Source organism: Ktedonobacter robiniae, from assembly GCF_016587375.1.
Lineage (GTDB): Bacteria > Chloroflexota > Ktedonobacteria > Ktedonobacterales > Ktedonobacteraceae > Ktedonobacter > Ktedonobacter robiniae.
On the sequence record NZ_BNJG01000002.1, the window covers coordinates 1,155,568 to 1,173,281 of the forward strand.

14 protein-coding genes and 1 pseudogene are annotated in these 17,714 nt (G+C 56.0%); 10 read left to right on the top strand and 5 right to left on the bottom strand.

The genetic code is table 11. The features are described from left to right. The first annotated feature begins 133 nt into the window (after positions 1-133). A complete protein-coding gene (locus JMJ04_RS25635; RefSeq protein ID WP_201373263.1) occupies positions 134-1,054 on the top strand; it encodes an LLM class flavin-dependent oxidoreductase in 921 nt (306 codons plus the stop codon). Positions 1,055-1,191: 137 nt separating this feature from the next. Beyond that, positions 1,192-1,959, top strand: a complete 768-nt coding sequence (locus JMJ04_RS25640) for a hydroxypyruvate isomerase family protein (protein WP_201373264.1) — start codon at positions 1,192-1,194, stop codon at positions 1,957-1,959. 80 nt (positions 1,960-2,039) lie between these two features. On the opposite strand, the gene JMJ04_RS25645 is transcribed toward JMJ04_RS25640, so the two are convergent. After that, the gene (locus JMJ04_RS25645) at positions 2,040-3,053 is read right to left on the bottom strand and encodes a phosphotransferase (RefSeq protein ID WP_201373265.1); all 1,014 of its coding nucleotides are present in this window, start codon (positions 3,051-3,053) and stop codon (positions 2,040-2,042) included. An 88-nt stretch (positions 3,054-3,141) separates the two neighbouring features. Between JMJ04_RS25645 and JMJ04_RS25650 the strand changes: the two genes are divergently transcribed. Together JMJ04_RS25650 and JMJ04_RS25655 are read left to right on the top strand one after the other, a co-directional pair. After that, a complete protein-coding gene (locus tag JMJ04_RS25650; RefSeq protein WP_201373266.1) occupies positions 3,142-4,176 on the top strand; it encodes an acyltransferase domain-containing protein in 1,035 nt (344 codons plus the stop codon). Between the two features lie 273 nt (positions 4,177-4,449). Next, positions 4,450-5,217, top strand: a complete 768-nt coding sequence (locus JMJ04_RS25655; protein WP_201373267.1) for a DUF6585 family protein — start codon at positions 4,450-4,452, stop codon at positions 5,215-5,217. Positions 5,218-5,250: 33 nt separating this feature from the next. On the opposite strand, the gene JMJ04_RS25660 is transcribed toward JMJ04_RS25655, so the two are convergent. Beyond that, positions 5,251-6,216: an NADP-dependent oxidoreductase gene (locus tag JMJ04_RS25660; protein ID WP_201373268.1), complete on the bottom strand. Its 966-nt coding sequence runs from the start codon at positions 6,214-6,216 to the stop codon at positions 5,251-5,253. A 193-nt stretch (positions 6,217-6,409) separates the two neighbouring features. On the opposite strand from JMJ04_RS25660, the gene JMJ04_RS25665 reads away from it, so the two are divergent. Further along, a complete protein-coding gene (locus JMJ04_RS25665) occupies positions 6,410-7,003 on the top strand; it encodes a TetR/AcrR family transcriptional regulator (protein WP_201373269.1) in 594 nt (197 codons plus the stop codon). A 134-nt stretch (positions 7,004-7,137) separates the two neighbouring features. Here JMJ04_RS25665 and JMJ04_RS25670 read toward each other — a convergent pair whose 3' ends face one another. Next, positions 7,138-7,866: a DUF998 domain-containing protein gene (locus JMJ04_RS25670; protein ID WP_201373270.1), complete on the bottom strand. Its 729-nt coding sequence runs from the start codon at positions 7,864-7,866 to the stop codon at positions 7,138-7,140. A 375-nt stretch (positions 7,867-8,241) separates the two neighbouring features. On the opposite strand from JMJ04_RS25670, the pseudogene JMJ04_RS25675 reads away from it, so the two are divergent. The 5 genes and pseudogenes from JMJ04_RS25675 to JMJ04_RS25695 form a co-directional block, all read left to right on the top strand. Beyond that, a pseudogene (locus JMJ04_RS25675) lies at positions 8,242-8,394 on the top strand (MerR family transcriptional regulator); the annotation flags it as partial. A gap of 78 nt (positions 8,395-8,472) precedes the next feature. Then, positions 8,473-9,741 carry an RNA-guided endonuclease InsQ/TnpB family protein gene (locus JMJ04_RS25680; RefSeq protein WP_420799503.1) on the top strand — a complete coding sequence of 423 codons (1,269 nt, stop codon included), beginning with the start codon at positions 8,473-8,475 and terminating at the stop codon, positions 9,739-9,741. Positions 9,742-10,567: 826 nt separating this feature from the next. Continuing rightward, the gene (locus JMJ04_RS25685) at positions 10,568-11,884 is read left to right on the top strand and encodes a sensor histidine kinase (RefSeq protein ID WP_201373273.1); all 1,317 of its coding nucleotides are present in this window, start codon (positions 10,568-10,570) and stop codon (positions 11,882-11,884) included. Beyond that, positions 11,881-12,555: a response regulator transcription factor gene (locus JMJ04_RS25690; RefSeq protein ID WP_236038394.1), complete on the top strand. Its 675-nt coding sequence runs from the start codon at positions 11,881-11,883 to the stop codon at positions 12,553-12,555. Before JMJ04_RS25685 ends, JMJ04_RS25690 begins: the two co-directional genes overlap by 4 nt. A gap of 143 nt (positions 12,556-12,698) precedes the next feature. Next, entirely contained in the window at positions 12,699-13,226 is a 528-nt protein-coding gene (locus JMJ04_RS25695; protein WP_201373274.1) for a DinB family protein, read from the top strand. Positions 13,227-13,346: 120 nt separating this feature from the next. Here JMJ04_RS25695 and JMJ04_RS25700 read toward each other — a convergent pair whose 3' ends face one another. Together JMJ04_RS25700 and JMJ04_RS25705 are read right to left on the bottom strand one after the other, a co-directional pair. Continuing rightward, positions 13,347-16,355 carry a winged helix-turn-helix domain-containing protein gene (locus tag JMJ04_RS25700; protein WP_201373275.1) on the bottom strand — a complete coding sequence of 1,003 codons (3,009 nt, stop codon included), beginning with the start codon at positions 16,353-16,355 and terminating at the stop codon, positions 13,347-13,349. Between the two features lie 185 nt (positions 16,356-16,540). After that, entirely contained in the window at positions 16,541-17,551 is a 1,011-nt protein-coding gene (locus tag JMJ04_RS25705) for an aldo/keto reductase (protein WP_201373276.1), read from the bottom strand. Between the last annotated feature and the right edge of the window lie 163 nt (positions 17,552-17,714).

The window sequence follows — 17,714 nt, forward strand, 5'->3', positions numbered from 1 at the left end:
AGCTAAATGAATGCGCAATCTTTTGGCCCTCCTCACCAGTACTCCAGGTGACACCCATGTTTGTGCGATAATGCAAGAAGTGTAGCAGGCACATGCGTATGCGTGCACGCCTGCTTTTCGTCAGGAGGAAACTATGCGTTTAGGATTACAAGTAGGCATAACGAAAACTCAAAATCGCTCCCTGAGCGATTATCTTATTGGCCTGGCCAAACAGGCGGACCAGGCAGGCTTCTCAACGCTAACAGTGCCGGACCACTTCTCGCTACGGCCAGAGAGTACACCCTGGCTCAGAAGAGATGAGAGTAGCTCGATACCGGCCGTGACCGATTTTTATGAGGCCTGGAGCGTGCTGGCCTTTATCGCGGCTCGCACCAGCCGCATTAGACTTAGCACCATGGTCTCTGGCATCACCATGCGCTACCCGGCAGTCCTGGTGAAGACGGCGGACACCCTGGACGCGCTCTCAAATGGCCGGGCATACCTGGGCCTGGGCGCGAGTCCTGGTTTCGGCGCCGATGAGCACCAGCGCATGGGTCTGCCCTTTCCCCCGGCAGGCGAGCGCGTGACACGTTTAGAAGAGGTGCTCCAGATGGCTCTGCAACTCTGGTCAGGCGAGGATAAACCGTTTGAAGGAAAATATTATCAGCTCGCAAGCACCCTGGGCGACCCCTTCTATATCCAGCGGCCCCATCCCCCCATCTTGATCGCGGGCCAGGGCAACAGGATGCTGCGCCTGATGGCCAGGTACGCTGACGTGGTCAGTATTGGCTTTGCACAAAATCTTGACGACATGCGCGCCAAGCTGGAGACTCTGCATAAGCATTGCGAGGATTTGAATCGCCCCTACGAGCAGATTCAGAAGACCACGCTCATGATGGCGCCTACAGCGCATAATGGGCACCTGGATCCGGCGGTGCTCAACACATTCAGGGCCCTGGCCGAGCTTGGGATCGATGAAGTCATGATTGGTGCTCCCGCCGATCCCGCGACCTTTGATCTCCTCGCTACTGAGCTACTCCCGGCCGTGGAAAAAATCCCCGTCACCGGGCGCTAAATTGTAGGGTCCATGCTGGCCTGGACTCCGAGCGAAGCGATATGCTCCAGCGTTGGGGGGTCGGCCTGCTAGCTGGGCGAGTCCAGGCCAGCATGGACCCTACACATAACCAGCAAGAGAAGGAGAAGGAATCTCATATGGGCAGCATCAAACAAGCGGTTTCCTGGTGGTGTTTCGCCAACAGGGGCTTGACGCCCCGCGAGTTACTACAGGCCAGCGCCGACATTGGCTATCAAGCTGTTGAGCTGATCGAGCCAGAATACTGGCCCCTGGTCAAGGAGTTCGGCCTAACCATTGCCTCGACCAATGGCGGTCTCTCCATTGAGCAGGGGCTCAACCGGCGCGAGCATCATGCACAGTTGGAACGGGATATCCGCGCCACCATCGAGCAGGCGGAAAAATGGAGCATCCCCAATGTAATCGTCTTCAGTGGGAACCGCCGGGGGCTTGACGACAGAACCGGGGCCGAAATCACAGCAGAGGGCCTGAGCCATGTCGCCAGGATCGCCGAGGACGCTGGCGTCACGCTGGTTATGGAGCTGCTAAATAGCAAGGTCGACCACCTCGATTACCAGTGTGATAAGTCTGCCTGGGGAATCGAGGTCTGCCGCATGGTCAATTCGCCACGCGTCAAGCTGCTGTATGATATTTACCATATGCAGATCATGGAAGGCGACATTATACGCACCATTCAGGACCACCACACGTATTTTGCTCACTACCATACGGCGGGCAATCCTGGCCGCCACGAGCTTGACGAAACCCAGGAACTCAACTATCCACCCATTGTACGCACAATTCTAGCCACTGGCTACGAGGGCTACCTCGGTCAAGAATTCGTCCCCCTCGGCGACCCATTGACCTCCCTCAAGCAAGCATATGCCCTCTGTAATGTAAAAATATAATTCGATGTAGATGTTGTACGGGACGTGGGCGGATGCCCACGTCCCGTACAACATCTACATCGAATTATGTACCCAAAGTATTAAAGGATGGTCCCATACTCGGCACACATCTGTTCGTACCAGATGCGGGAATACTTGTGCTCGTGGGGGTGCAGGGCGTGCTGGCAGCGGGCGCTGTAGAGCTGTCCCAAGAGTGTGGCCGCTTGAATGATGCGCTGCTCCTCCGAGGTAAATGGCTGCTGGCGCGCCGCCTCGTAGTCGACGATAAAGGCTGCGGCATCCGCGTAGGTAGTCTCGATGTTGGTTATGCCTGGCTGCTCGCTATAGGTGAAGGTGGAGGCGGTGGCGCCGACGCTGACCAGCTCCGAGCGTAGGGTGAGGCTATCCCAGTCGTAGACCATGCGCAGGTGATCGCCCACTAAGCGCATCTGGTTAGCCGAGAAGTCGCCGTGGGACAAGACAGGGGGCTGCTCATCCGCTTCGATGATTCTTTTGACCTTCCAGGCCAGTTCGTCGATCCACTCCGCGCCCTCGCGCGTGGCCTCAAAGTCAAAGATGGCATTATGGGGGTTGGGCCAGAGAACATCGGACGGGAGACGCAGGTCAAAGGGCGTTGGATCAATGCCAGCCTGCTCTACATGCCGCAGGAGCTGGATCAGTTCATAAAGAGCAGTGGCGATGGCCTTACGAATCACCGGCTCGTGCGCGTCCCTGAATACACCCTCATCGATCAGTTCATCAATGATTGCCAGCCCCCTCCCCAGTGGACGCGGTCCTAAGATAGGCCGTGGACAGGGATAGCCTCGCGCAACTAAATAGCGTTGCACGTTTCCCATCTGGGTCAAGAACGTAAGGGGCCGCTCAGGCTTATGGGCCTTGATGACGATACGTTGCCCACCAGGCATCTCTAGCCCAAAGACGACGCCGATACTACAGAAGAAGAAGAGCGCCTCGGTTGGCTGCTGGCCCAGCTCCGCTTCACAGAACTCATAGATATGGCGTGCTACCGTCGCTGGCTCTTCGCTCTGAAAGATCTCTTGCAGCAGCGGGACCTTGCCCCAGGGGGCGATGCGTTCAGCAATTAGCTTCGTCATGTAATCGAGCATCTTTTCTGCCTCTTCCTTCAATGTGCTCCTTAATAGTATCATATGCAGAGGAAAATGATGAGCAGAAGGAGTTGTTATGAACTGGTTGGATCTTAACGCAGAGGCTGTAAGCACCGGGCTGGGGCTGGGCGAAGAGTTCGCGCCCTGGCTGGCGGAGTTGGAGCGTATTGGGGCGCCTACGCTGCCCGCAAGTTTACCTGATGAGCATGAGATTGATGAGCTATTCGCGCGCCTGTGCATCACGCCGGAGGCTGGGGAGGAGCTGCGCGCCAACTGGCCCTCGCCCGAGCGCAATCCAGAGTTGTGGTGGCTGCTGCAACACTGTCATAGGCAGCTGGTAACGCTCATGGGGAGATCGGATATCTCCCTTTATGGTCAGTGGCACCGCCTCCCATCTCACCTGGGAGCCTTGGGCAGGCTCTTCTTTATCTATGTCTACCTGGCAACTGTGCCTGCTGTGCGCCAATGGCACCAGGAGCGGGACATTGAGGACGCGGTCTCCTGGGCGACCCTTGCCGATCTAGGTGAACATATCGCCATCCACCGGCGTGTATATGGTAACGCGGGCCTATACAGCCACATATGGCTGACGCTACACTTTCGCGGGATCATCTACCGGTTGGGCCGCCTCCAGTTTGAGCTGTGGCGCTTCTCTCCCAAATGGCCAATCTATGATGAGGCGAACAGCGATAGTCTGCCCGAACCCAAGCCCTTCCCTGAGGCGCCCGCGCTCTCCATCCATATTCCCGAATCAGGAGGATCAATAGACCCGGCAGCCTGCGACGCCTCGCTCGCCTGGGCCCGCGAGTTCTTCGCCCGCCACTTCCCCGAGAAACAATATCTCTTTGCGCGCTGTAACTCATGGCTGCTTGATCCCCAACTTGCGGACTATCTCCCACCCACGGCCAACATCGTGCGCTTCCAGCGACACTTCCACCTTGTTACCGGCGGCGAAATCGGCGATGAGGACGTGATCTGGTTCGTCTTCAGACAAGATGGGACGCCGTCTGTCGATCAATTACCGACGCGCACAACGCTGGAGAAAGCCGTCGTCGAGCATCTACAGGCTGGCAAGCACTGGGAGATGCGCTCCGGGTGGGCGACTCTTTAAGGAGAAGTCTCGTGCTCTCGACCGACGCTGCATAAGCACGCGTCTACATATTACATATGCCGTTACCGTTCTAGGGTCGCGTGTAAATGATATGACACGCGACCACGTAAAACGCGCGCGAACGTCATATGTAGGCGCGTAATTTATTAGCGCCGAGGCTTGTCCTACACTGTTTGAGTTTCGCATAGGATCTGCGTCTACTAGAAAGTAATAGAAAGAAAAGGCGTGCAAGCATATACCTATCCTGCCCTTTTCTGTGCAGATGAGGAAAGAATGAAACCTACACCATTAGATTCACGCTTCTATGAGTCTCAAGGGCTGGCAGAGACCTATCAACTAGGGGAACTACATAAAGAATTCACGCCCAATATCTGGGTGTATATATTCATTTGGAGCTCGTTTCCTATTGTAATGCTGTTTATAAACTTTTATCTCCATCCTATCAACGATGCTTCATTCGCCACCATATGGCTTCCTATCTGTGGCCTGGTCATCCTGGGCTGCCTTACGGTCATAATTGTCCTCTATAGAGGGCGCAACAGGCGCATATATATCTATGAGCACGGGCTGCTTGCGGTGCGTACCAATGGCGTCGAGGCCGTTCGTTGGGAGGAGATAGCCATTGTCTGGCATAAGGTGACGCGGAACAAAAATAGTATTACGCACTCCTACACTCTTCAGCGGAAAGATGGCAGCGAGTTTAAGCTTGGTTTCTTCTTCCGCACAAATCAAAAACTGGGAAGCATGATCGAGGAGGAGACCGCGCGCCTGCTCTTTCCGCAAGCGCGGGCCTCCTATCAGCAGGGGCAACCACTTTACTTTGGGCCATTGACCCTCGATCTATCTGGCCTTACCTACAACACGAAGTTTCTGCCCTGGAACGAGGTCGAGGAGATACAATTCGGGAGGACGGTCATAGTGGTGAAAAAGCAGGGGAAGATCTTTAATTGGGCCAGCATATCCTATGGGGATATTCCCAACCAGCGCGTATTACAACAGCTCTCCACCAGTGTTTTGTACCGATCATATGAGGGAGCGTGAACATCCTCTGCCGCACGCTTCCTCATACATAGCTTACTCGATGACGCGGAGGACTATTTTGCCGCGCACATGGCCCGCCTCGGCGATCTCGTGTGCCTTGCGCGCCTCCGCGAGCGGCAGAATCGTCTCGAAGGCGACACACACGCGTCCCTCACCAACCAGCCTGGCGATTTCGGCTAGCTGGCCCACATTGACCTGTACTCGCTTGCCCTTGACGAGCGCGCCAGCCTCGGCGACCCGCTCGGGCGTGTAGTAGTTGAAGTTCACCGGGATCAGCGTGCCACCGCGCCTGAGCGTAGCGAGCAGCCTGTCGCTGTTCGCGCCTCCTACCATATCGATGAGCAGGTCGACATCGCGCGCCGCCTGTTCTACAGGTGTAGTTGTGTAGTCGATGAATTGATCGACGCCCAGGTCGCGCAGGAAGTCGGCGTGACGGCCTGACGCTACTCCGATGACCCGCGCTCCCCTGACCTTTGCCAGTTGGACCGCGAAGTGACCGACGCCGCCCGCCGCGCCGTTGATCAGGACCGTTTGCCCGGCTTGTAGATTTGCCTGGTCAAAGAGTTCCTGCCAGGCTGTCAATCCAGCCATCGGGATTGCCGCCGCCTGGAGATGATCGATGGTCGCTGGCTTGCGGGCCAGTTGCGTCACGGGGGCCGTGGTATACTCGGCGTAGGTCGAGGCCCGTTCGGGGAAGCGGATCATGCCGAAGACGGCGTCGCCCTCGCGGAACTCGCTCACGCCCGGTCCCACCGCCTCGACAATGCCAGAGGCATCGAAACCCGGAATACTCGGACGGGCGACGCGAGGCCGGAACTTCTCCGGAATGTCGGGAAAGCCCCTCTGCCCGCGCCAGTCAGCGGGATTAATGCTCGCGACATGAATGCGCAGCAGGACCTCGCCCGGTCCCGCCGTAGGACGTGGCACGTCCTCATACACTAAGACTTCAGGCCCTCCTTCCTTATATATGCGTATGGCCTTCATAGTTTCAGCGTTCATATCTCCTCCTTGTATGCTTGTTAAGATTATCTTTTGTCCAATCGCTGCTGCTTGACTTCTCAACTGCTGCCTTTCATACTAGGGGGAAGAGAGCGCGCGATCAATAAGCAATCGCGGATGTGTGTTGGAAAGTGAACAAAAGAGTCAATCTGTCGGGTCGCTACCCAGCAGTAAAGGAACAGGAGCAAGCGTCATGACGACCCCTACGAAGCGCATGGACCGGAGCGTCCAGCGAACGCGCCAGTTGTTGCGGCAGGCATCCATTGATGTGATGAAAGAGAAGGGCTTCAGTGCCACGAGCATTCGGGATATTGCCGAGCGTGCCAACGTCAATCGAGGAACCTTTTACGCGCACTTCGCGGACAAGTACGACTTGCTGGAGGCGCTGCTCCGCGAGGAGGTTCAGCATCTCATACTAGACGGACTTCCCCCCTTGTCGCGCTGGGACAAGGACACGTTGTGCTTGCTCATTCAGACTGTGCTAGAGGGATTCGAGAAGCTGCTTCACGCTTGCTATCCATCGCCAGTCAGGGACGCCTTGCTCGAAAGGGTTATACAGGAGGAACTGGCAGCCCTCCTCCTGGCGTGGTTGAAACAGGCGAGGCAAGGGACGACGCACAGGCAAGTATCGCTGGAAACGACCGCGCAGGTCGCGAGCTGGGCTATCTTCGGCGCGGCGGTCCAGTGGAGCCGGGGAACGACCACAAAGACCTCAGAGCAAACGGCCCAGGATGTCTTGCTCATCATCACGGAGGGGATGGCTCCTGGCATGTTACGCGCCAGGTGAGATCAAGTGTAGAGAACGAGTCACAGGTTGCGCTGCTAATGCAGTTTTAATAATTAATCCGCTAACGTTGAGCGTGTCCATTAGCGGATTAATTATTAAAACTGCATTAGCAGCGTCGTGCCATAGAAGAGAATCTAATCTCGGCGGAACGCTCCAAAGCCAGTGCCAGTCCAGAGGCGAATGAAGAAGATGATACCCCAGATGGTGGCGGCGGCTGTAGACAGGCGTTCAAAGAGGCCAGCGATCTCACTATGCTGTCCATTGAGTATCCCGAATGTGGTGATAAAGACAATCGTTAAGATTCCTGTGATTACTGACCATGTGGCCCAGCCACGCCATTCGGGTTCCCGGGTAAAGCGCCGGGCAAGGACGAAGAAACCTGAAGCGATGGATATAAGAGAGATGAAGGCAAAGATGACATGTAGCGTCCCGTGAAGCGTGGGAGGCACGAGGACCGCGCCCTTGGGATAGCCAAACGCCGGGTCCTGTGAGAAGATGCCATCTGCGATCAGGGCCACGCCCTGCAAGGCGCGAAAAATCGGATACCAGGTCGCTCCCACACCGCCTTTGAGGAATACGCGCCAGCCGATAGCAGTCAGGATGGCGCTCAAGCCGAAGACGATAAAATTGACTTGCTGAACCCAGCCGCCAGGCCCCAGGCTCAGCGAGCTGATCGACTGCTGTAAGGCGTTGTAATCGGGACGTGTGGCCCCCTCAATCAGGTAGGTGATCGCGAAAAGCAATGATCCCAGCGTTCCGCAGGTAAGCCACACTAGTAAAGGCGTAGGAACTGGTCTGTTAAGCTGAGATGTTGCCTCAGAATGGCTCGCTTGCTTTTCTCCATACTCGAAAGTCTCTTCCATTGTTAGAATCCTTTCTTTATTGTTCTTAAATTATCTGCCAACATATACAAGTTGTTTCTGCCGCCTACGGCGGCAAGGCAGAAAAGAATGTGGGGACACCCCACACCCCGGCAGGAGGGTCTCCTCCTGCACCTCCCCTCAATTTTGTAAATCCATTACTCAGGTTTGTTGTTTCTGCTGGTAAGTGTAGAAGAAAACAGGCAAATCTCCATCCGCGCCAGGGATGACTTAGGGTTGAGGTTTGCGCGTGGATAATCTCAACCCTGGGGTGGATGTTAATGCGGATGAGATACTCTACAATGCGATACAATAGAGAAAGGCGTTTCTATCGCTTCAATAGGAGGTGTTTACTAGATCTTGACGAAGTGTATAAAAGTGCATTACACTTCATGGAGATACTCAATCTCGGACGTTGCCAAACACGTTCGCGTGAGCGTGAAAACGTTGCAGCATTGGGATGGGGAAGGCAAAAGACTCGTGAAGCGAACCGCCTCCGGGCGACGGTACTCTTCCGAAGCAGACCTTGCTGCAACGTGTATGGATGGCGTTCTTATCGCAAAGCGTGAGAGAAAGCACTGAAGGATGAAAACCGCGCACAAGATCCGGATGAACCCGACACCGGAACAGATTGAGTATCTCAAGCGAGCGTGTGGCACAAAGCGCTTCATTTACAATTGGGGACGGGAACAGTGGGAAAAGCAGTATCAGGCGTACAAGCTGGAGCAAGACGCTGTTCCCGAAGGGGAGCGCGTGCTCAACCCACCCAACGCCCTGGCTCTGAAAAAACAGTTCCATGCCCTGCGAGAAACAGCGTATCCCTGGACGTATGACGTGACCAAGTGTGTGGTGGAGGGAGCCTTTGATGATTTGGGAAAAGCCTACAGGAACTTCTTTGCCGGACGGGCCAACTATCCTCAGTACAAGAAAAAGGGCAAGTCCCACGAATCGTTTTATCTGTCCAATGACAAAGTGACCCTCGGCAGTCATTGGATCGCCATTGCAGGCTTGGGCCGCTTCATCCTCGACCAACGCGAGGTCAAGAAGGATCGAGGAAAGCTCAGACGGAAACTGGGAACGGTCAACCTGGCAGAAAAGCTGCGCTTTGTCACGCAGGGGAACGCCTCCGTCCCAACGAAGAAGCGCACGCGACGCAAACACGTCCTGTGTGATGAGACCAAGATTCTAGGGGCCACCGTGTCATGCGAAGCGGGGCACTGGTACGTGAGCATCCAGGTCGAGGTTACCCGTGAGCGACCTCCCACGCCCGAACCGGTGGTGGGAGTGGATGTGGGCGTGAAGCAGGCTGCTGTGGTTTCGGATGGACGCAGGCTTGAGAACCAAAAGCCGTTGGCACACCATCTCAAGAAGCTCGGCAAGCTGCAACGAACGCTCAGCCGCAAACAGAAAACCCACGATCCAGAAACCAAGAGAACGGTCTTCAGCCGGAACTATCAGAAGCAGCGGTTGAAGGTGGCGCGGAAATACCAGCAGATCGCTCACATCCGCCGGGATATCCAGCACAAGTTCACGACCGAACTCGCTCGAACGTGCAGAGCCATTGGCATTGAAGACCTCAATATCCTGGGAATGATGGCCAATCGGAAGCTCTCCCGCGCCGTTGCGGATGCGGCGATGGGACAACTCCTGCAGTTCTTGAAAACCAAGGTGGCGGCTTCTGGCGGAAACCTCTTCATGGCCTCTCGCTGGTTCCCCTCCACCAAACGTTGTTCGGGGTGCGGCCACGTCAAAAAACGCATGCCTCTCAAGCATCGAACGTATCAGTGTCAGATGTGTGGGCTGGTCATCGACCGAGACCTGAACGCGGCCTTGGTGCGCCGCTTCGGTACATATCAAATTTCTCCCAGAGGGAGATGAGGTTGAGAGTAAGAACCTCAAGGGCGCCCAACTTACCTGGCGTGGAAACACAAAGGGAAAATTAGCATGTCGGGAACGCGGTTAAACAGGAAGGTATGTACTGTGATGCACCGCAAGTCCTGTACGCATGGTGAAACCTGAATTGGCTGAACCCTAGTCTCCAGTGGTCTAAGCGTTGGCTCATCGCAACATACCTGTGGCGATGTCATCGGAATACGCACTTATTGATGGCGAGTGCGGAAGACTCTCTCCGATGAACGACCAGCAATGAGCTGGTTCAAGGAAACGAACGGGGCACCTACACGTACTCAACGTTTGATATGCGCAAATGCGGGATCGTCTACGGGTGCGAGCCTATGACGACGGAGCTTTCATAGTACTCAAATGATCAAGGTAATGCTTGATACAAGGGGAAGGGAAGCAGGGAGTATTGTTCGTGAACGGAGCGGTGCGCGAGATGCGCAACGCCTACCTCCACGAAGCGACAAGAAACTGGAGAGCCGGGTGCATCGAAAGGGTGCAAGCCCAGGTTCGGAGAGGGACGGACAGAAAAGGTCTGGAAACAGAACCTCGCTGGCCGTCTACTCTACAATCTGGAATGGTTTGCGCGAGAGATGCTTCGCCAACTTCTTGCCTAAAGTTGGCCGTCCTGGGTAGTGGCTACGACCGGACGGAAAAGTGCCTGTGGAGCTGGTGTGAGACCGAAACGGGAGGGCTGATTCAAAGGTTCCCGTGCCATGGCAGTCGGCGAGGAAGCAGGAACAACTGACCGCTTGGAGGTATCTTTGGGTACATTCGAGTATGAGAAAGGTAGCAGAAGGCGGCTATGAACCTGTTACCGGAAAGTGCAATATTTGAGGTCATATCCGGAGAAGAACGGCCAGCCTGGCGCTGGCGCTGGTGGCGCGCTGTCCAGTTGGGACCAGGCGTCCCTTTTGCCTTTGGGCGAGGTATAGCGCTAACCTCGGATATGATCCTTGTAAGTGTTCTGGTCGTTATTGGCCTCAGCACGCACGCGTCCGCCGCAACAGTTATACTGATGGAACTGCTCTTCGCGGGCATTCTCGCGCTGATGCTTGTTACAAGGCTGCTTAAGCACAGTCTGCTAGTCGTCTGTGCCTACCTGACCGTGCTTGGTCTGGGCAGTATCTTGAATCTCGCCTTTCCGGGCGCCTGGGGGAATGTAGGCTTCTACTCGCTCTGCGTGATCACCTGCTTCCGCCTGCCGCGTCGCTGGTCCCTGCCCCTGGTGAGCCTATGCATTCTGGCGTTCGCCTTCACCAATGGGATGCTGAGCTTTCTCCCCCTACCACAGCCAGCCTATGCAGGCGTCTCCGTCTTTAATCTCATCCTCCTGGGGGCACTATGCTGGTTTGGCTTAAATTTGCGTGCGCAATACCGGCTCGTCGTACGCCTGCACGAGGTTCAGAGGCAGCTACAGGAGCAGATGGCACGCAATGCGGAGCTGGCGGCCGAGCATGAGCGGACGCGAATCGCACGCGACATTCATGATGTCCTCTCGCACTCCCTGGCAGTGCTCTCAATCCAGCTCCAGGCGGCTCGGCACCTGCTCACACATAATCCCGAGCGCCTGGCGAGCAAGCTAGATGATATGGCGGCGCTCCTACGCGAGAGCATCACCGAGAGTCGCCAGGTGGTTGGCCTGCTCAGAGTACAGCCAGCGGCACATGCCAGGAGCGAGAACCTGGGCGAAAGCCTCTCCCTGCTCGCCAGCACCTTTAATGAGCGTACCGGCATTCATTGCCACTTCAGCGAAAGTGGCGCGCCCCAGCAGGTAAGTGCCCAGCAGTGGGAGACGCTGCACCAGGCCCTGCGCGAGATGCTGACCAATGCCCATCGCCATGGTACAGCCGAGGCCGCCGAGATCACCCTCCGCTGGCAAGATACCAATCTTAGCCTGGCGGTACACGATAATGGACAAGGAAGCGCTCAAACAGCTCAAGGGACTGAGAGTATTAATGTAGGTGGACATCATGGAATCGAGGGCATGCGCGAGCGGGCCATGGCTCTGGACGGCGAGGTCATAGCCGGACCAGCAGTCGAAGGTGGCTTCACAGTCACGCTGCACCTACCACTACAACCGCCTGTTGCAAACACTATGCAGAAAGAGAGAACAGCGTGAGCGAGGAAAAAATTCGCGTTCTCATCGTTGATGATCAGCGCCTGATGCGCGAGGGGCTGCGCATCATCCTGGAGGGTGCACCTGACATCGAGCTTGTTGGCGAGGCCGAGAACGGGCTGAGCGCGCTCCAGATCGCCGAGAGCCAGGAACCTGATGTCATCCTGATGGACATTCGCATGCCCGTGCTCGATGGCATTGCCGCGACCGAGCGCGTTCTCCAACAGGCGCTCAAGAGGCCACGCATCCTGCTCCTGACCACCTTCGATACACCTGAGCTGGTGATCGAGGGCATGCGAGCTGGCGCCTCCGGCTATCTGCTCAAGGATTGCAGCGCGGAGGAGTTGTGTACCGCCATCCGGGCCGTGGCGCGCGGCCAGGTACTTCTACAGGCATCGAGCGCCGCTCAGCTCCTTGCCAGCCTGCAAACTCGACCAGCGGCCCCAGAAGTCACTCCCTTAAGCGTAGCAGAGCAACTGGGGCTGACCACGCGCGAACTGGAGGTCGTGCGCCTGGTCACGCTAGGACAGAGCAACACTGAGATCGCCGCCACGCTCTTCGTCAGTGAAGCTACCGTTAAGACCCACATCAACCATATCTTCTCCAAGCTGGGCGCCCGTAACCGCTCCCAGGCCATCATCAAAGCCCGCCAGCTCGGCTTAAGCCGAGAGTGAAAAAGTATTATATATCCATTTAGGCAAAGGGACTATAGGTTCGCGAAGAGCAAGATCGAAGAAGTTTTGGCCTCTCCTCTATGTTACGATACTCACACTCCCGCTCATGGGAACACATCATCGGAAGCAAGGAGCAGACATCCATGACAGAACAGGCATCTCCCATCGTCACATTTTACCAACAAGGTTGGGAGAACTACCAGCAAGCCCTCGTCGCAACCATCGCATCGCTTTCATCCGAACAACTTGCCCTCCCTATTGCACCACATTACTTGTCAATCGGAGAACTTCTCGCCCATATGATCGATGCACGCGTCTCCTGGTTCTCCAGGTGGCTGGGGGAAGAAAATGCCGATATGGCTCACTGGCATGAGGTGCGGAGCAGGGACGAGCAAGCTGTGTATGAGGCAGCAGAGCTGGTCGCCATATTCGAGAAGACCTGGCACGTAATGTCTTCCGCCATGACCCGCTGGACTTCCGCTGATTTGGAACAGCTTATTTCACCCCCGGCCTCTCATCAGGCATGGCTACAGGATCAAGGGCTAGAAGAAGAGCCTGCGCACACCCGACAGTGGATTGTCTGGCATGTCCTTGAACATGAGATCCATCATGGAGGCGAGCTTTCCCTGGCCTTGGGAACATATGGTCTGGCAAGTTTCTATACCTGGTGAGCATCAAAGATCCCCTTTACCCAAATCAGCCACATCGGCATCACTCTCACTAAAAGAGCGCCAGTTGCCCATAACGTATCCACATGTTATCCTGGCGCTCGCACCTGCTCTCTTGTGGAATCATACTATCCCTTTCTCGCGCGCTCTTGCAACCACCTGGATGCGGTTCTGGACGTCTAGTTTCTGGCACAGATGCCTGACGTGGACTTTGATGGTACTGACTGCGACGATCAGCGTGTCGGCTATTTCCTGATTCGACATGCCTCTGGCGACGAGTTGAAGGATTTCATACTCACGCTCGCTCAAGCCACAAGGGCGCGCGGGCGGATCGAGGTTTTTGTCGAACGCTCCAAGCAGTGTGTGCGCGTATCCCCTGGCGCTTCCCGCTCTCTCAAGTCTTCGCAAGAGTTTTCGCAGCGGTTCCCCCAAATCAAGAAAGGTGCGCAGGTAGCCCTCTGGTCCCGCCAGGTTCAGCGTCTCGTTAAGCATTTGCACGGCCTGCTGGCGTCGCTGCAATCCCAAAAAGGCGCTCGCCTGTAGCGCCTGGGCCACGAAGACATTTCTCACGTGTTTCCTCTGCTGTGCCCTTGCCCCCACCACTTCGAGCAAGCTGAGCACGGCGTCATACTTCTCTTCGGCTAGCCAGACTCTGGCCAGAGCGAGCAATTCGTCATCCCACACCTGGCCTGGAGCGTGTTCTCTCCCTTGCTCTACGTCGATGCCCCGTTTGTGCAGCACCCACTTTGCCTTTCCCAGGTCCCCCTGCAGGAGCGCCAGGTGAACGGCATTGGCAGCTATGCGTTCGCTTAGCCAGGGGACATTTCCTATGAGCGCGATCTGCTCTGCCCGCCGCACTTCGCGCCATCCTTGCTCGATCTCCCCCTGGGCCGCGGCAATGAGGGCCAGGAGACAGTAGCCATATAACAGCGATTTGATCTCACCACAGCGCTCACCCATCTCGATACCTAGCAGGACGTGACGCCGGGCTGCAGCAAGTTCATTGCGCTCATAGAAAAGTTCGGCCAGCCCAATATGGATGAAGCCCGCGACTGGCACGCGTTGTTGTTCCGTATCTCCCGTGATGTGCAGAGCCTGCTGGAGAATGGCCTCCGCTTCGGTCAATTTGCCTTGATCCATACAGGTCGCGGCCAGGTATCGGCTGGCAAACATGGCGGTGCGCAGGCTGCCCAGAGCCAGGCTGAGGTGTTGAGCTTCTGCCAGCATGCGGTAAGACTCATCCAGATTTTTGGATGTTCCGCTCAGGCCAAAGGCGACATCGGCACGCAGCAGCGCTCGTTCTTTCGGCAGCACCTGCAGGGCCTGTTGGGAGAAAGCAAGCACTTGCGGGAGATCATTGCGAAAGGCGGCAAGCCTGGCGCGCAGAGCCATGATCTCCCCTCGCAGCGCACCTTTTGCCGCTTCTTCGTTTCGCCTCTCAATGGTATCAAGCCTCGTTTTGACCTCCTCCAGGTTACTCTGTCCACTCAAAAGTAGGGCCCAGGCGTACAGCATCTCCAGATGTGGATACCTTTCACGCGCTGAGACAGGAAGTTTCTGTATCCAGGCCAGCAGCCTTGCCACCTCGCCTTTTTTCCACAGCCATTCCTCACCCATGTGTTCAAGCAGACGCCTGGCTCTCTCGGTGTCCTGCGCGGCCAGGGCGTACTCAAGCGCCTCTTCCCTCATGCCCTGCTGCTCATACAAGTCTGTTGCTCGCCGGTACAGGTGTGAGACGAGATCAGGCAGACTACGCTGCAATTTCTCGCAGAGAAATTCGCGGAAGAGGGTGTGATACCGATATCGTTGGCGTCCTTCGTCCAGCGGGACAAGAAAGAGATTGGCACGTTCAAGCGTGTCGAGCAGACGCCGGGCACGCTCTACGCTGCCCTGGGCTCTCTCGTCATCACACATGGCGGCACAGAGAGGAGGGGTAAGTTCCGTCAGCAGGGTGGTCGAGAGGAGAAAATGCTGCACAACCTCCGGCTGCTGGGCGAAAATCTCTTCGGCGAAATAATCAAAGAGAGAACGCTGACTCCCGCTCAAACGTGTCAGCACTTCGCCTGGTCTCTGTTGCCCTCGCATGGCTAGACCGACTAGGTGCAAGCCCGCGATCCATCCGTCGAGCCGCTGCTCCAAGAGAGCCTGTTCCTCATCCGAGAGCTCCAGGTCGGTGCAGGTATGCAGAAAACATCTGATCTCGCCTGGCGTTACGCGGAGATCGCTGGCACGCAATTCGACGAGTTCCCCATACAAGCGGGCTCGTCCCAGGGCCAGCGGTGGCTCACTCCGGCTAGCAAGAAGAAGATGCATGCTGGCTGGGAGATGGGCCAGGAGCATGTTCATGCCCTCATGAATCTGTGGATGCGTGATCACATGATACTCGTCGAGGATGAGGATACCAGCTGGCCTCTTCCCCAAAGTATTCACCAAGGTTGCCAGAACAGTTTCCAGCGGCATCTGGGGGGTCGAGGCGAGCGAGGCAGCAATATCAAAATCCGTATTTGCCTGTTCTCCCTGCAGTGCATGCCAGACCATCCTCCAGAAACGGGTGGGATCGTTGTCTCGTTCACTCAGCGTGATCCAGGCGATGGTGCTTTCGTCTCCCCGTTGTTGCCTGAAGCGTTCGTACCACTTGCTCAACAGCGTTGTTTTTCCGAAGCCAGCCGGGGCTGTCACCAGCGTGAATTTGACGCTCAGGCTTTGATCGAGCTGTTCCAGCAACTTTGGCCGTTCGATCATCCTGTTCGCGTGCAGAGGAGGAAGAAAGGTGGTCGCAACCAGTGGCTGACTCTGACTCAACAAGGTCGTGTTGTGCTGGCTTCTCCACTGGCTCACTAGCCGGGAAGTTACCTCGCGTAATCGCTCCAGGCCCAGATCTTCGCTACGTCCAATATAAGTCTTGGCTAGCTTCCCGCCCTGGCTGCGATAGGCGATCCAGTACCACCCTCCCCGTCGTCGGCGCTCCTTACGCGCAGTAAAAGAACCAATTTCATTCACAAAGAAAAAGGACCGATTCTCCTCCTCAGTCAGCCAGGAATACCACTGCTGCGACCCAACTAGCACCGAGGTCTTTTTGTTCTCTGGTAGTACCAGGACTTCCTGTTCAACTCGTGGGGTGGTTCGTGCCATCGTTTTTTCTTATCCCGTCGATACTTATTAACCCATGTGAGTACAGCATAAACACTGAACGTTCCTGCTGTCAACAGAAGCCAACTCACGCCGCCGGGATTTTTGAAATGCCAGTTCCCCTACTCATGCTTGTCTTCCAGGGGAGCTGGCTCAATTTCTCAAAGAAACGCAGATTCACAGCCTCATTAAGCTCTGCCCGCTACTTCTCCACTGGCACTCCCCAATAGCTCATCAATCTGGCGCATCTGTTCCTGATTGAGTGGGCCGTACTGCATGGCTGCGGCATTCTCCTCTACCTGTTTGACAGTCTTAAAGCCGGGGATAGGGATAGTATGCCCGCTGCGCGCCCAGAGCCAGCCCAGAGCACCCTGTGCCAGCGTACGGCCATCACTCGTCAGGACCTCGCGAACCTGGTCGAGTCGCTGCAACAATCCTGGTAAGCGTTCGCTATTGAGGTAATTCCACGAAAAGTCAGACAGTCGAATATCTTCTTGTCCTATCTGCTCTCTTGAGGTATATTTCCCGGTCAACACGCCCATCGCCAGGGGACCCCTGTTGATACTCGCCAGATTGTGTTCTTCGCACACCGCTAAGATGGCGGGATTGTCCTCAAAGACATTGAGCGTATGCTGAATGGCCGTACAATGCGGTCCCTGGGCGAAAAGGCTCGCGCGTTCTGGATCGTCCGTGCTCCACCCATAATAGCGAATTTTTCCCTCCGCCACGAGTTGTTCCATCTCTTCACGCACCTCTACGGCCCTCTCAAGATCATAGTCATTAAAATGGAGTTGGTAGAGGTCGATATAATCCGTTTGTAGGCGGCGTAAGCTCTCTTCGCAGACCCGACGAACGCCTGATCGAGGATCATCCAGACCGCCGGTAATTCTGCGTGTTTCTTCGTCGAACTGGTCCCCAACCTTGGTAGCGATCAGCACATTTGCGCGCCGCTTTCCTAGCGCCTGGCCGAGGATACGTTCGCTATGCCCACAACCATAAACCCCGGCCGTATCAAACAGGGTCACACCCAGGTCGAGCGCCCTCTGAATAGCTCGAATAGACTCCGCATCGTCTACTTTGCCATATCCTAAGGCCAGGTCGCCCGCCCAGAACGGCCCGCCAATCGCCCAACAGCCCATACCCAGCGCACTCACTTCAATGCCGCTTCTTCCCAGCGTTCGTGTCATTTCTGCAGACATTGCTCTCTCCTCTTCAAATAACATGTTTATGACATGTGTCCGTTTTCATGCTCCAAGCATAAACGTAAACACGCTTCCCGCCATCCACCAGAAAGAGAAGCATCAGGAGTATTTTTCCAGAAGCACAAGAGGATCTCTGCCTGATTTGGGAGGCAAAAATCCT